The 13,638-nt window shown below is 73.0% G+C and carries 13 protein-coding genes; 4 read left to right on the forward strand and 9 right to left on the reverse strand.

The genetic code is table 11. The annotated features are described in order from the left end of the window. Positions 1-4: 4 nt before the first annotated feature. The 6 genes from AB8A24_RS09045 to AB8A24_RS09070 all read right to left on the reverse strand — a co-directional run bounded on the left by AB8A24_RS09045 (position 5) and on the right by AB8A24_RS09070 (position 5,925). Positions 5-505, reverse strand: coding sequence for an N-acetyltransferase family protein (locus tag AB8A24_RS09045; RefSeq protein WP_369475305.1), 501 nt, complete (start codon positions 503-505; stop codon positions 5-7). A gap of 63 nt (positions 506-568) precedes the next feature. Then, on the reverse strand, positions 569-2,017 hold the full coding sequence (locus tag AB8A24_RS09050; RefSeq protein ID WP_266390139.1) for a penicillin-binding protein 2: 1,449 nt from the start codon (positions 2,015-2,017) through the stop codon (positions 569-571). 62 nt (positions 2,018-2,079) lie between these two features. Continuing rightward, positions 2,080-2,778: a response regulator transcription factor gene (locus AB8A24_RS09055; RefSeq protein ID WP_266390142.1), complete on the reverse strand. Its 699-nt coding sequence runs from the start codon at positions 2,776-2,778 to the stop codon at positions 2,080-2,082. Continuing rightward, the gene (locus AB8A24_RS09060) at positions 2,775-3,983 is read right to left on the reverse strand and encodes a histidine kinase (RefSeq protein WP_328966034.1); all 1,209 of its coding nucleotides are present in this window, start codon (positions 3,981-3,983) and stop codon (positions 2,775-2,777) included. The genes AB8A24_RS09055 and AB8A24_RS09060 overlap by 4 nt, the downstream gene beginning before the upstream one ends. A 65-nt stretch (positions 3,984-4,048) precedes the next feature. Continuing rightward, entirely contained in the window at positions 4,049-5,041 is a 993-nt protein-coding gene (locus AB8A24_RS09065) for a hypothetical protein (protein WP_369475306.1), read from the reverse strand. 101 nt (positions 5,042-5,142) lie between these two features. After that, positions 5,143-5,925, reverse strand: a complete 783-nt coding sequence (locus AB8A24_RS09070) for an IclR family transcriptional regulator (protein WP_328963822.1) — start codon at positions 5,923-5,925, stop codon at positions 5,143-5,145. Positions 5,926-6,052: 127 nt separating this feature from the next. On the opposite strand from AB8A24_RS09070, the gene AB8A24_RS09075 reads away from it, so the two are divergent. The 3 genes from AB8A24_RS09075 (at position 6,053) to AB8A24_RS09085 (ending at position 9,438) form a co-directional block, all read left to right on the forward strand. Beyond that, a complete protein-coding gene (locus tag AB8A24_RS09075; RefSeq protein ID WP_369475307.1) occupies positions 6,053-7,576 on the forward strand; it encodes an aldehyde dehydrogenase (NADP(+)) in 1,524 nt (507 codons plus the stop codon). Positions 7,577-7,908: 332 nt separating this feature from the next. Further along, complete coding sequence (locus tag AB8A24_RS09080; RefSeq protein WP_369475308.1) at positions 7,909-9,159, forward strand: TerD family protein; 1,251 nt, start codon at positions 7,909-7,911, stop codon at positions 9,157-9,159. Positions 9,160-9,261: 102 nt separating this feature from the next. Next, positions 9,262-9,438, forward strand: coding sequence for a hypothetical protein (locus tag AB8A24_RS09085; RefSeq protein WP_190620251.1), 177 nt, complete (start codon positions 9,262-9,264; stop codon positions 9,436-9,438). 52 nt (positions 9,439-9,490) lie between these two features. Here the strand turns inward: AB8A24_RS09085 and AB8A24_RS09090 are convergent, their stop codons facing one another. Further along, positions 9,491-10,930, reverse strand: coding sequence for an alkaline phosphatase PhoX (locus AB8A24_RS09090; RefSeq protein ID WP_369475309.1), 1,440 nt, complete (start codon positions 10,928-10,930; stop codon positions 9,491-9,493). Positions 10,931-11,129: 199 nt separating this feature from the next. After that, the gene (locus AB8A24_RS09095) at positions 11,130-11,270 is read right to left on the reverse strand and encodes a hypothetical protein (RefSeq protein WP_369475310.1); all 141 of its coding nucleotides are present in this window, start codon (positions 11,268-11,270) and stop codon (positions 11,130-11,132) included. 37 nt (positions 11,271-11,307) lie between these two features. Here AB8A24_RS09095 and AB8A24_RS09100 point away from each other — a divergent pair, with 37 nt between their 5' ends. Further along, positions 11,308-11,643: a hypothetical protein gene (locus AB8A24_RS09100; RefSeq protein ID WP_369475311.1), complete on the forward strand. Its 336-nt coding sequence runs from the start codon at positions 11,308-11,310 to the stop codon at positions 11,641-11,643. Between the two features lie 112 nt (positions 11,644-11,755). Here AB8A24_RS09100 and AB8A24_RS09105 read toward each other — a convergent pair whose 3' ends face one another. Beyond that, positions 11,756-13,264 (reverse strand): hypothetical protein, encoded by a 1,509-nt coding sequence (locus AB8A24_RS09105; RefSeq protein WP_369475312.1) that lies wholly within the window; start codon positions 13,262-13,264, stop codon positions 11,756-11,758. Between the last annotated feature and the right edge of the window lie 374 nt (positions 13,265-13,638).

Below are 13,638 nucleotides of genomic sequence, written 5' to 3' on the forward strand. Positions count from 1 at the left end.
CGTCTCATTCCCCGGACGGGACCGGCACCTGGCCCACCTGCAACCAGAGGGTCCGGTGGGAGCCCGAGCGGGGGGCCGACGGGTCCGCGAGCCAGCCATGGGTGGCGTAGAAGGCCTGGGCGCGGAGGTTGTGCTCGTAGACCTCCAGGCGGACCCGGCGGATTCCGGCCCGCCGCCAGGCGGCCAGGCAGGCGGCGTGCAGGGCGGCCCCGGTGCCGCGGCGCCAGTGGACGGGATCGACGTGGAGCTGGGTGAGGGTGGTCTCGCCGTCCCGCGTGCGGAACGCGGCGACCCCGGTGAGCTCGCCGTCCTGCTCGGCGCAGAGCACCTCGCCCTCGGCGGCGTCCCGGGCGAGGGCCTGCGACCAGCCCTCGCGGGTCCGCTGGAGCTCGGCGTCGCCCAGGTGGGCCTGCTCGGGAATGTGGCCCTGGTAGTAGGTGGCGCGGGCCCGGACGTGCAGGGCGGCGATCGCGGGGACGTCGGCGGGGAGCGCGGCTCTGATCATGGGAGTGGGAACGCGCCGGGCACCTCGACGGTTCCCGGCGCGTCGGCCGTGCGGCGTTCGTGGCTACTTCTTCAGCCACGCCTCCATCATCTTCTGGGCGATGGGGGCGGCCAGCTTCCCGCCGCCGATCTCGGAGCGGTCGGTGTCGGAGTTCTCGATCACCACGGCCACCGCGATCTGCTTGCCGTTGGACTTGCCGTAGGAGGTGAACCAGGCCAGCGGAGCGAGGCTGTTGTTGACACCGCGCTGGGCCGTACCGGTCTTGCCGCCGACCTCGGCGCCGGACACCTGGGCCGGCTTGCCGCCGCCCTCGGTGGCGACCGTACGCATGGCGTCGCGGATCATCGAGGCGGTCTTCTCTCCCATGACCTGCTGGGACTTCGGGTCCTTGAAGCTCTCCAGCACGTCGCCGCCCGCGTCGGTGACCTCGGAGACCAGGTGCGGGGCGACGAGCTTGCCGCCGTTCTCGATCGCGGCCGTCACCATCGCCATCTGGAGCGGGGTGGCCTGCACGTCGAACTGGCCGATACCGGTCTGCGCGACCTGGTCGATCGACATCTTCTTCGACGGGTACTTGCTGGACGGGTTGGTGCGGACCGGGGTGTCGATCTGCACGTTGAAACCGAGCTTCTCGGCCGTCGCCCGCATCTTGTCCTGGCCCAGCTTCGAGGCGAGCTCGGCGAAGACGTTGTTGCAGGACAGCCGCAGGGCGGTGCGCACCGAGACGTTGTTGCAGGCCGCGGAGCCCGCCTCGCTGGGCAGCGGGGTGCGGGTGCCGGGGATCGTGTACGGGTCGGCGATCCCGGTCTGCCGGTCGATGTCGGTGACGAGTCCGTTCTCGATCGCCGCGGCGAGGGTGACCAGCTTGAAGGTGGAGCCGGGCGCCTGGGGCTTGCGCAGCGCCACGTTCTCCATGGCCTTGCCCTTGTCGGCGGAGAGGGCGTCCCAGGCCTTCTGGTCGTCGGCGCCGGCGATGCTGCCCGGGTCGAAGGAGGGGTTGTTCACCACGGCGAGGATCTCGCCGGTCTTGGGGTCCATGGCCACGGCGGCGCCCTGCTTGCCCTGGAGCGCGTCGTAGGTGGCCTTCTGGACGTCCTTGTCGATCGTGGTCAGGACGTTGCCCGGGGAGGCCCGCTTGTTGGTGAGCATGTCCATCACGGTCTTCAGCCGGCTGTCGGAGCCGTTGAGGACGTTCTTGTAGATGCCCTCCAGCAGAGTGGTGCCGTAGGCCTGGGAGCTGTAGCCCGTGATGGGTGCGTACAGGGGGCCGTCGACGTACGTCCGCTTGTAGCCGAAGTCCTTGCCGCCCGTCTTCTCCGAGCCGGTGATCGCCTCCCCGCCCACGATGATGTTGCCCAGCGGGTTCTCGTACTGCCCGATGAGATTCCGGCGGTTGTGCTTGTCTTCTGCGAGGGCCTGGCCTTGGTATGCCTGCACCCAGGTGACGCGGACCAGCAGGGCCAGCACCAGAAGCAGACAGAAGACCGACGCACGCCTGATCGTCTTGTTCATCCCCCAGAAGGACGTCCCGGCGGCCCCAGCCGTTCCGCTCTGCCCCGATTGTGGCGGGGTTCTCAGCGTTTCTTCATGATGAAGCCGCCCTCGTAGGCCGCGATGACCGCCTGGGTACGGTCGCGGGAGCCGGTCTTGGTGAGGACCGCCGCGACGTGGGTCTTGACGGTCTGCGGTCCGACCCCGAGGCGCTCGCTCATCTCGTGGTTGGACAGCCCGGTGGCCATCAGGCGCAGTACGTCGGCCTCGCGCTCGGTGAGTCGGGCCACCCAGGGCGCGTCGGCGGACGGGGCGCCGGCCGTGTGGGCGGCGGCGAGGGAGCGGACGGCGGCCGGGAAGAGCAGCGAGTCACCACGGACGACGAGCCGGACCGCGCCGATCAGCTCGTCGGGGTCGGCCCGCTTGAGGAGGAAGCCGGCGGCTCCCGCCCGCAGCGCGTCGTAGACGTAGGCGTCGTTCTCGAAGGTGGTGACGACCACGATCCGGGGCGGCTCGGCCATGGTGGCGAGGATCTGCTCGGTGGCCCGGATGCCGTCGATCTCGGGCATCCGGACGTCCATGAGCACCACGTCGGGAGCCAGTGAGCGGACCAGCGGCACCGCCTCGGCCCCGGTGGCCGCCTCGCCGACGACCTCCAGGTCGGCCTCGGCCTCCAGGATGACCCGCAGCGCGGTGCGGACCATCCGCTCGTCGTCGCAGAGCACGATGCGCAGCGGCGGCCGCGGCGCGGGAGCGGTCGAGGGGACGGGCGCGGCGGTCATCGGGCTTCCCCGGCGAGCGGCAGGACGGCCCGCAGCCGCCACCGGTCCCCGTGCGGGCCGGCTTCGACGCTGCCGCCGAGCAGTGCGGCCCGCTCCGCGGAGCCGCGCAGTCCGCGGCCCCCGGTGGTACGGGTCTCCCGGTCCTCGGCGGGGGCCGCCGGCGGATTGGTCATGACGATCTCCAGTTCACGGTGTGCGGTGTCGGGGCCGGCCTGGACGCGGATCCGCAGCTCCACCGGGCCCGCCCCGTGCCGCAGGGCGTTGGTGAGGCCCTCCTGGACGATCCGGTACGCCTCGCGGGAGGCGATCGCCGGCAGGGCGGCCCAGTCCCCGGCGGGTCCGGGGTCCTGGTGCGCGGTGACGGTGGTGCCGGCGGCCCGGGTGCGGGACAGCAGCCCGTCGAGGTCGGCGGCGAGGGTGGGTGCGGGCGCGGTGTCCGGCCGGGCCGGGTCCCCGTCCCGCAGCAGGCCCAGCACGGCGTCGAGCTCGCCCACCGTCCGCCGCGTGGTGTCCTCGATCGCGGCCAGCGCCTCCCGTACGAAGTCGGGGTCGCGCTCCAGCATCCGCCGGGCCGCGGCGGCCTGGAGGGTGACGGCGCTCAGGGCGTGCCCGACCGCGTCGTGCAGCTCCCGGGCCAGCCGGTTGCGCACCGCCAGGTCGGCGGCCCGCTCCTCGGCCGCGGCCAGCCGGTCCGCCGCCGTGGGCCCGAGCAGTACGGGCGCCGTCCCGGCCAGCAGCCTCCCGGCTCCGACCGCGCACAGGGTGAGCCCGGCCAGCAGCCCGATGCCGAGCAGCGGGGCGACGTACGGGGCGGCGTCCGTGGCGAACCAGCCGTACCCCAACCGCATGTCCCGCATCCGCCCCACGACGGGCACCGCGATCAGCAGGACCGCCATGGGCGGCACCGCGAGGGTCATCCCGCTGATCAGCGCGCCGATCCCGAGGTGCAGGGTCCACCAGGCCGAGGCCCGCCCCCGCGCGGCCCAGGAGTGCGCGGGCCCGTCGGCCAACTCCTCCCCCGGCACCTCGCACATGGCCCGTACGGCGGCCACCGACATCGGCCGGACCGGCCCGAACAGCGCCGTGACGGCGACGAGGGGCAGGGAGGCCGCGTAGGACAGGAGGGTGAGCGAGCCGGAGTCGAGCGCGTTGACCCCGCCCGCGACGACACCGACCACCACCTCCGTGAGGAGGAAGTACGGCATCAGCAGGGCGCCGCCGAGGATCAGGTGCACCCAGCGCCACCGGGCCCGCGCCACCGGCGACCGGTTCACCCCGGGCGGCGGGTGGCGAGGAACCGTATGAGGACGGTGCCGGCGAGCAATCCGGTGGTCATCTGGACAGCGTAGATCAACACCGTTGCGACGGGAGGCCCTTCACCACCGTCCAATTGCGGTCCCAGCGCGGCGAGCGTCATCCATGCCCCCCAGCTCAGCGTCGCCGCCCCGCCGACCCAGGTAAGGCCCAGCGGCCACCGCGCCCGCAGCGTCCCGCCACGGGCCAGCAGCAGAGCCCCGATTCCGGCGGCGACCGCGCACACCGCGTGGACCACGGACACCACGGCCGTGTCGGCGGAGTGGGCGGCCGCCCGCTCGGCGCCCAGGCCGGCGGCACCGCCGAAGGCCCAGTACAGGGACACGCCCGCGACCGCGAGGCCGACGGCCGCAGCGGCTGCCGCCATTACCCCCGTGGACGACGGCAGCCGCTCCCCCGTCACGCCCCGCCAGGCCCGCCCCCAGCGCTCCCGCGCATAGGGCACGAACAGAGCCGCCAGGGCGAGTCCTTGGATCGAGAATCCGGTGTAGACGACGTGGAACACCCACGGGTCCAGGAAGGGCTCCCGCGCCGCCTGTCCCATCGGCTCCGTCCCGAAGCCGATGGCGCGTACGAGCAGTTGGCCCGGGAAGCCGAGGAGGATCGGGGTCAGCAGCCCGGTGGCCACGAACACCGGGACGGTCAGCAGCGGGCCCGGCACCCGTATGCCCCAGGGCCTGGTGAGCACCAGGACGAGCAGGATCACGCAGGCGTCCATGGCCAGCGTGACGGAATTGGCCGCCATGAAGAACGGGCCCGGCTCCCGCAGCACGCTGCCCTCGGGTATCCCGAGGTGACTCCCGCACAGCCAGAGCGTCTTGAGACCCAGATACGGCACCGTGGCCGCCAGGGCCACCGCTCGCAGGACCCGCCGCCCGGCACCCGGGCGGGAGGGCGACGGCAGCTTCACTTCCGTCAGGTCACTCGGATGCGTCTCTCGCGTGTTCATGACTCAACGTTCGCGGCTGCGCGGCCCCGCCACCTCCCCCGTGATGGGGAACCGCCTCCCCCACGCGGGGGAGGAACAACACCCGTCCCGCCCGCGGCACGTCACATGCGGCGCGTCACCACCGACAGCCTGTCCCGCGCCTCGAACAGCGCCGCCTTGATGAGTTGCTCGTGCTCCCCCGTCAGCCGGGCCACCGGCACCGAGCAGCTCACCGCGTCCCGCGCCGGCGTCCGGTACGGCACGGCCACCCCGAAGCAGCGCAGCCCGAGCGTGTTCTCCTCCCGGTCCATCGCGTAGCCCTGCTCCCGCACCAGCGCCAGCTCGTCGATCAGCTGCTCCCGGTCGGTGAGGGTGTGCTCGGTGACCGCCTCCAGCCGCCGCGGCAGCAGCCCCCGTACCTCCTGGTCCGTGTGCGTGGCCAGCAGGGCCTTGCCCAGCGCCGTCGAGTGCACGGGCAGCCGCCGCCCGACCCGGGTGAAGGGGCGCAGGTAGTGCTGGGACTGCCGGGTGGCGAGGTAGACCACGCTCGTCCCGTCCAGCCGGGCCAGGTGGATGGTCTCCGTCGTGTCGTCGGAGAGCCGGTCCAGGGTGGGCCGGGCGGCGGCGACCACCTCGTCGCCGTCGATGTACGAGCTGCCGACCAGCAGGGCCCGTACTCCGATGCCGTACCGGGTGCCCGTCGCGTCCGTCTCCACCCACCCGAGGTTCACCAGCGTCCGCAGCAGCATGTAGAGGCTGGACTTCGGCAGCGAGAGGTCGTTCTGGATGTCGGCCAGGCTGTGCAGGCCCGGCCGCGCCGCGAAATGCTCCAGCAGCAGGACGGTCCGCACAGCCGATTTGACCGGCGCCGCCTGGACCGGAATCCCCGACTCGGCCGTCGTCATACGCCTGCTCCCCCTCTGATCGCCTCTTGTCACGCCGAGGACGCGGAAATAGAGTCCACAGCAGATGTGATCATTCATCCACCAGAACGACGTTCAGAATACTGAACGATCCAGGAGGCGGCGGGCCATGACAACGACTTCAGTCTGGAGTGTGGACCCCCGCACCGGGAAGCAGCGCGAACAAGTTGCGGTGGAGGCCACACCCCAGGAGGTGGACGAAGCCGTACGGGCCGCCCACGCCGCCCGCGGCGCACTCGCCGACGCCACCGTCCGCGCCGCCTTCCTGCGCGCCGCCGCCGCACTGCTGGACGAGTCGGCCGCCCACGTGATCGAGGCCGCCGACGCCGAGACCGCGCTCGGCCCGGGCCGGCTCACCGGCGAACTGGCCCGCACCACCGGCCAGCTGCGCGCCTTCGCCGACGCCGTGGACGCCGGGGCCTACCTCGACATCCGGATCGACCGCGCCGATCCCACCCTCAGCCCGCCGCGCCCCGAGCTGCGCCGCTACAAGATCCCGCTCGGCGTGGTCGCGGTCTACGCCGCCTCCAACTTCCCGCTCGCCTTCTCCGTCCCCGGCGGCGACACCGCGAGCGCGCTGGCCGCCGGCTGCCCGGTGGTCGTCAAGGCGCACCCCGACCACCCCGCCACCTCCGAGCTGTGCGCTTCGCTGCTGCGCCGGGCCGCGGCCCTGACCGGGCTCCCGGCCGAAGTGGTGAGCGTGGTCCACGGGTTCGACTCCGGCCTGGAGCTGATCCGCCACCCCTTGGTGGCCGCCGCCGGATTCACCGGTTCCATCCGGGGCGGGCGGGCCCTGTTCGACGCGGCCGCCGCCCGGCCCGTGCCCATCCCCTTCCACGGTGAACTGGGCTCCCTCAACCCCGTCGTGGTCACCCCGGCCGCCGCCGCCGAACGCGCCGAGGAGATCGGCGCCGGGCTCGCGGGCGCGGTCACCCTCGGCGTCGGGCAGTTCTGCGTGAAGCCCGGCCTGGTGCTGGTCCCCGAGGGCGTGGACGGCGACCGGGTCACCGGCGAGCTCACCAAGGCGCTCGGGGAGACCGAGCCCGGGGTGCTGCTCGACCACCGGATGCGGGAGAACTTCGTCTCCGGGGTACGCGAACGGGCCGCGCTGCCCGGCGTCGACGCGCCCGTGACCCCCGGTTCCGGCGGGGAGCACACCGTCGGGGCGGGCTACCTGACGGTGCCGGCCGGGCAGCTCCTGGAGGGCGGCGCGTACGACGTCCTCCTGGAGGAGTGCTTCGGTCCGGTCACCGTCGTCGTGCGGTACGCCGACCAGGACGAGGCGAGCGCGGTCCTCGGGCTCCTCGGCGGGAACCTGAGCGCCACCCTCCAGCTGTCGGCCGCCGAGACCGAGGGCGCGCCGGGCCCGGCCGGCGAGCTGATCGGGCAGGTCACCGGGCTGGCGGGACGGATCGTGGTCAACGGCTGGCCGACCGGGGTGGCGGTGGCCCCGGCCCAGCACCACGGTGGCCCCTACCCGGCGGCCACCTCGCACTCCACCTCGGTCGGCGGCACCGCGATCGAGCGCTGGCTGCGGCCGGTCGCCTACCAGTCCGTGCCGGACGCGCTCCTTCCCGCGGAGCTGCGCGAGTCCAACCCGCTGGGTCTGCCGCGCCAGGTCACCGGGGGCTGAACGGGACGCGCGCCGCGCCACGGCGGAGTGGGGCGATGCGCGTACAACCGCCGAGGACGGTGCGCAGGAGACAGGGTTCCACCTGCTCTCCTCGCACCACGCGCTCGGCCGGCACCGCAACCAGGTCCTCGACCGGAACCGGAAGGGCTGCACGCAGAACCCGACCCGCCGCGGCGCCACCGACCGTCCTCGATCACATAGCGGCGCCACCGCCTTCGGGCCGGCTCCGACGCGCACACCCCCTAGGGCCCACCCGTGGGAAGCGGAACGGAAATGTCACGAGGGTAAGGGAACGGCAAAGCGCCTCCGGTCGTTCTCCGGGCATGACCGCTATGACCCCTGGATCCAACCTGCCGCTCGATGCCGTCCGTGTGACGGTCGACGTGGCTGCGCCGGTGCGTCTCGACGTATCGGCCCTGCTCCTGACGGCGGACGGCAAGGTGCGCTCCGACGCCGACTTCATCTTCTTCAACCAGCCCACCGGGCCCGGTGTCAGCTACCGGTCCGGCGGCGGTGCGACGCCGGACTCGATCACCGTGGACACCGGCGCCGTGCCCCCGGGCATCGAGCGGATCGTGGTCACGGCCAGCCCGGACGCCGCCGGGCAGAGCTTCCAGGGCATCGAGCCCACCGCCACCGTGCGCAACGCCGACGGCGGCGCGGTGATCGCTGGCTTCACCCCGCCGCAGCTGGGCACCGAGACCGCGCTCGTCGTCGTCGAGATCTACCTGCGCGGCGGTGTGTGGAAGGTGCGCGCCGTCGGCCAGGGGTACGCGAACGGCCTCGCCGGCATCGCCACCGACTTCGGGGTCTCCGTGGACGAGGAGCCCGCGGCGCCCCAGGCCGTGGCCGCTCCGCCCGCGCCCCCGGCGCCGGCCGCTCCCCCGGCCCCGCCGGTCTCCTACCCGCCCTCCCCCTGGCTCGGCGGCGCCACCCAGCCCACGGCTCCCGCCCCGGCGGCCCCCGTCGCGCCCCCCGCACCGGCGGCCCCCGCCCCCGGCGCCGGGAAGATCAACCTCGACAAGGGCCGGGTCAGCCTCCAGAAGAACCAGACCGTCTCCCTCGTCAAGGGCGGCCGCCCGCTGCTCTCGCAGGTCAAGATGGGGCTCGGCTGGGAGCCCGCCTTCCGCGGCAAGGACATCGACCTCGACGCCTCCGTCATCGCGTACGGCCCCCAGCGCAACCACATCGACAGCTGCTACTTCGGCAAGTTGTCCATCCTCGGCGGCGCCATCAAGCACTCCGGTGACAACCTCACCGGTGAGGGCGCGGGCGACGACGAGGTGATCGTCGTGGACCTCGGCCGGATCCCCGCCGACGCCACCGGCCTGGTCTTCACGGTCAATTCCTTCTCCGGCCAGAAGTTCACCGAAGTGGCCAAGGCCTACTGCCGGCTCATCGACGCGGCGAGCGGCGAGGAGCTGGTGCGCTTCGACCTGACGAGCGCCGAGCCCCAGACCGGCGTGATGATGGCGAAGCTGATCAAGCAGTTCTCCGGCGAGTGGGAGATGACCGCCATGGGCGACTTTGTGAAGTCGCGCACAGTGCGCGGCATGGTCAAGCCCGCCGCGCAGGCACTCTGAGCAGGTGGGCGGGCACGAGCGACCATCGGTACGCGTTCCGGGTGATGGATGCCACGCGTAATCCGTAGGTGGCTGTCAGTGCCCGCCCGTAGCCTTGAAACCATGCACAAGACACTCACCCCCGCGGGGCCCGCCCGCCCGTCCGCCGCCGAGGCGAACGAGGCGATACGGCACCTTGTCGAGACCCGGGTGGATGGCGAGTGGCCCTCTGAGGCGTATGAGTTCCTGCTCGCCGAGTGGGCCGAGGCCTCTCGCGCGGAGGTTTCCCCGGCCCTGTAGGCGGCGCGTACGGCGCCCGCACCGTGATGCCGGCGCCGGGGCGCCGCCGCCGTCAGTGCCCGCGCCGCCACGGCCCGGTGATGGCCAGCATGATGCCCGGGTCCTGGATGTTGGCGTACAGCGTGCGCCCGTCCGGCGAGAAGCAGACACCGGTGAATTCGGAGTACTCCGGCTCCTCCGCCGACCCGTTGTTCAGCTCGTTGCGCGCCAGCGGGTAGGTGCGGCCCGACTCCGTCGCGCCGAACAGGTGCTGCAGCCCCGAGCCGTCCTCCGCGATGATCAGACCGCCGTACGGCGACACGGTGATGTTGTCGGGGCCGTCGTAGCCGCCGTCGACCGACGGATCCGCGTTGACCCCGATGAGGACCGTGAGCCGGATCGTGCGCCGCTTGGGGTCGTAGAACCAGACCTGACCGTCGTGGGCCGCGCCCGGGCTCTCCTCACGGGCGTAGGACGAGACGAAGTACGCGCCGCCGTCCGCCCACCACATGCCCTCCAGCTTGCGCCCACGCGTCACCACCCCGTCCGCGAACTGCTTGCGCACCGGTACGGTCCGGGCGTCGCGGTCGGGCACGTCCACCCAGTCGACCCCGTACACGGTGCCGATCTTCGTGGCGCGCGAGAGGTCGTCGACGAACCTGCCGGAGCTGTCGATGCACTTGGCGGCCTGGAGTACGCCGGCGTCGGCCGCGAGCGTACGGAGCTTGCCGCGCCCGTGGTGGAAGCCGCGGGGCGGGGTCCAGCGGTACAGCAGCCCGTTGGGGCCGGAGGCGTCCTCGGTCAGGTAGGCGTGCCCCTGGCGCGGGTCGATGACCACGGCCTCGTGGTCGTAGCGCCCGAAGGCCTTGACCGGCCGCGGGTCGCGGTTGGCCCGCCGGTCGTGCGGGTCGACCTCGAAGACGTAGCCGTGGTCCTTCGTCATGCCGTTCTTTCCGGCGAGGTCCGAGTTCTCCTCGCAGGTCAACCAGGTGTTCCAGGGGGTGGCGCCGCCCGCGCAGTTGGTCGACGTACCGGCGATGCCCACCCATTCGGCGACCTCGCCGCCGCGCCGGACCTCGACGACCGTGCACCCGCCGGCCGCGGCCGGGTCGTAGACCAGGCCCTCGGTGAGGGGGACGGGGCGGGCCCAGCTCTCCCGCTTGCCCTTGAGTTCGTGGTTGTTGACGAGGAGGGTGACCCCGCGGTGGCCCTCGAAGGCGGCGGTCCCGTCGTGGTTGGACGGTGTGGTCTCGCCGGAGTCCAGCTTGGTGACCCCGCTGTGCGTGATGACGCGGTACGTGAACCCGGCGGGAAGGGCCAGCAGTCCGGCCGGGTCGGGGACGAGCGGGCCGTAGCCGGGCTCGCAGGGCCGCCCGTGCTCGTCGCGATCGGTGCCGTCCTCGGCGGCGAGCGCCCCGGGGGCGGTGGCGAGCGCGCCGACCGTCCCGCTGAGCGCGACTCCCGCGCCGGCGATGACGGTACGGGCGGTGAAGTCTCTACGGCTGAGCGGCATCGGGTCTCCAGGGGTGGGGAGGTGGTGCGCCTGTCGTGCGGTCGTCGGCGCACACGCTCTCGCCCGCACGTGAACGGCGGCTGAACTACCCACCAAGAGGAACCGACCCCTTGCCCCGCCCCGGAATGGCCAACTCCGGCCCCAGGAACGGCGCATTGTCACCGCCCTTCCCGGCACCGCGGGCGGGGGGTGTTCCGGATCAGTCGGTCCTGTCGATGGCACCGCGGGCCGCGAGGCGGAAGTCCTTGATCGCCCGGTAGAGGATCGCCTGCCGTTCGGCGGCGAGGACGGTGTCCTCGGCCTTGTGCGTAGCGTCCCCGGCACGGGCGTTCTCGGCCATCCGCCGCACGACGTGTGAGAGATCGCCGGAGGCGTGGGTGACCCGTTCGGCGGCATCGGCGAGGGGGGGCCGGCCCTTCGAGGATCACGATTTCGGCGGCGCGGTGGACCTCGCGGGCCAGGGTGACGAACCGGCCCGTCTTCTCGTCGACGTCGGACAGGTCGGGCGCGTCCGGCCGGAGCGCGTCGAGCACGGCGTCCATGGCTATGTCCCGGTCATGGAGCGCGCCGAGGTAGGCGGCGTAGGCGTCGCGGCGGTGCCGGCGGCTCCACTGGGCGTGCTGGGTCCGTGCCTGCGCACGGCCGTTCACGATCGCGGCCCCGAGGGTGGTGGCGGAGCCGACGGCGGCGCCCAGCAGCGCGGCAAGTCCTGAGTCCATGGCACCCATTGTGTCCGCCGGGGATCACGGCGCAGCCCTCTCCGCACCGCACCCCGCCGTGCCGGGCGGGCACGGTGCGGGCGCGTTGCGGAGAGGAGAACACCCCCTAGGCCGGGCGGCGGGAGCGGGCCTTGAACGCGGCCTTGCGGGCCTCCTTGGCCGCCTTCTTGTCCGGGTGCAGGCGACCCATCGCCTCCAGGACGTACGCCGTCGCCGGGTGCTCCACCCGCCACACCTGCTCGAAGAAGCCCGTGTGATGAGCGGTCAGGGTCTCCATCAGGAGCGGCAGCTCCTCCGTCTCACCATCGGTGGCGAGCTGCGCCGCGATCGTGTCCACCGTCAGCCAGAACACCATCTCCGGGTCCGGGGCCGGTACGTCGCCGACCCCGCGCTCCGCCAGCCAGACCCGGGCGAGCCCGCCGAGCTCCGGATCGTCCAGCACCGAGCGGACGGCGGGCTCGGCCTCCGGCCCGGCCGGTGCCAGGGCCTGCTGGCACCGGAGCCGGCGCAGCGGGCCGCCCTCGTCGTCCCCGCGGGCGGCGGCCAGCAGTTCGGCGGCCGCGGCGGGCTGTTCCCGGCCGGCCAGCCACTGCTCGATCTCGGCCTGGGCGGCGTTCTCGGAGTAGAGAGAGACCGCGTCGAGGAGTGCGTCGGCGCCCTTCTCGGCCAGTTCGCCGACGGCGGGGGCATCGACCCCGGCCTCCAGCATCCGGGCCCGGATCCCGTACAGGCCGAGGGGGGTCAGGCGGACCATCCCGTAGCGGGAGACGTCCTCGTCGTCCTCGGCGCCCGCACCGGCCCCGCCTCCGCCGGCGCCCGCGGTCTCCGGCTCCAGGGGGCCGTCGGCCTCCGCCATCAGTTCCTCGTCGACGGGCCGGAATTCCACCAGCCCGATCGGCTCCAGCTGCCGGAACTGGTCGTCGAGGCGCATCATCGCGTCCGAGACCTGCTCCAGCACGGCATCGGTCGGCTCGCCCATGCCGTCGGGCACGATCATCGACGCGGCGAGCACCGGCAGCGGAATCGGCCCGTCCGCGGCCCCGCCCTCGGTGACGGTGAGCAGGTAGAGGTTGGCGAGGACCCCGTCGAGGAAGTCCGCCTCGCGCCCCGGGTTCCAGTCCAGCCGGTCGAAGTCGATCTCGCCGCCCGCGTCCAGCGCGTCGACGAGGTCGTCCAGGTCGGGCACGGCCGCGTCGGCGAGCACCGTGTCCAGGGCCGCCAGCCAGAGGTCGAGTACGTCGCCGGGCGCACCGCTCGTCACCAGCGCGAGGTCCTCACCGGGCGCGGCCGTGCCGAAGCGCTCCTCGTCGCCTTCCCCGTTGTCGTCCTCCGGCTCGGTCACGTCGACCAGGCCGGTGTCCACGGCCACCCGCCAGGCCTGGCTCGCGTATCCGGCGGAGTCCTCGTCGGCGGTGTCGAGGCCGAGCACCGCGGCGGCCTCGGGCAGCTGGTCGGTGGCGAGCTCGCCGCCGACTCCCACGCGGGTGCCGGGTCCGGCCCAGCGGGCGAGCCGTACGGCGCGCGCGAACAGCGGGGCGCCGAGGGCGTCGCGGGCCAGTTCCGCGTCGGAGCGCAGCCGTACGGGCGGCAGCGTGGGGTGCGAGTCTGCGGACATGGGGCGGTTCTCCTCGCGAACGCGGTGGGACGGGGTGTGGCGGGGTGGAACGGGGGTGTGGCGGAGGTCGAACGGGGTGTGGCGTTGGTGACACGGCCGTACTGCCGGCCGGACCGTCATATGCGCCCGGATTTCGCTGACATGGCCGACATGACGGGCAGTGCGGGCATGCGGATGTGGCGCAGATGACTGGCGTGGCCTTCGTACGGCGCTCCAGCGTAGACGCATTTCGGGCGTGTCCGGCGGGCCATCCCCTTTGGTTCATCCCACAGTCAGCTGTCGTATTCCCTGGAGGGCTTGACAACTTTGCTGGCCACACAGGAAATTGACGCGCGTAGATGTATAGGGAGCGGCTTGCCTCCCGCAGATCTCAC

Source organism: Streptomyces sp. BF23-19 (genome assembly GCF_041106355.1).
GTDB classification, from domain to species: domain Bacteria; phylum Actinomycetota; class Actinomycetes; order Streptomycetales; family Streptomycetaceae; genus Streptomyces; species Streptomyces virginiae_A.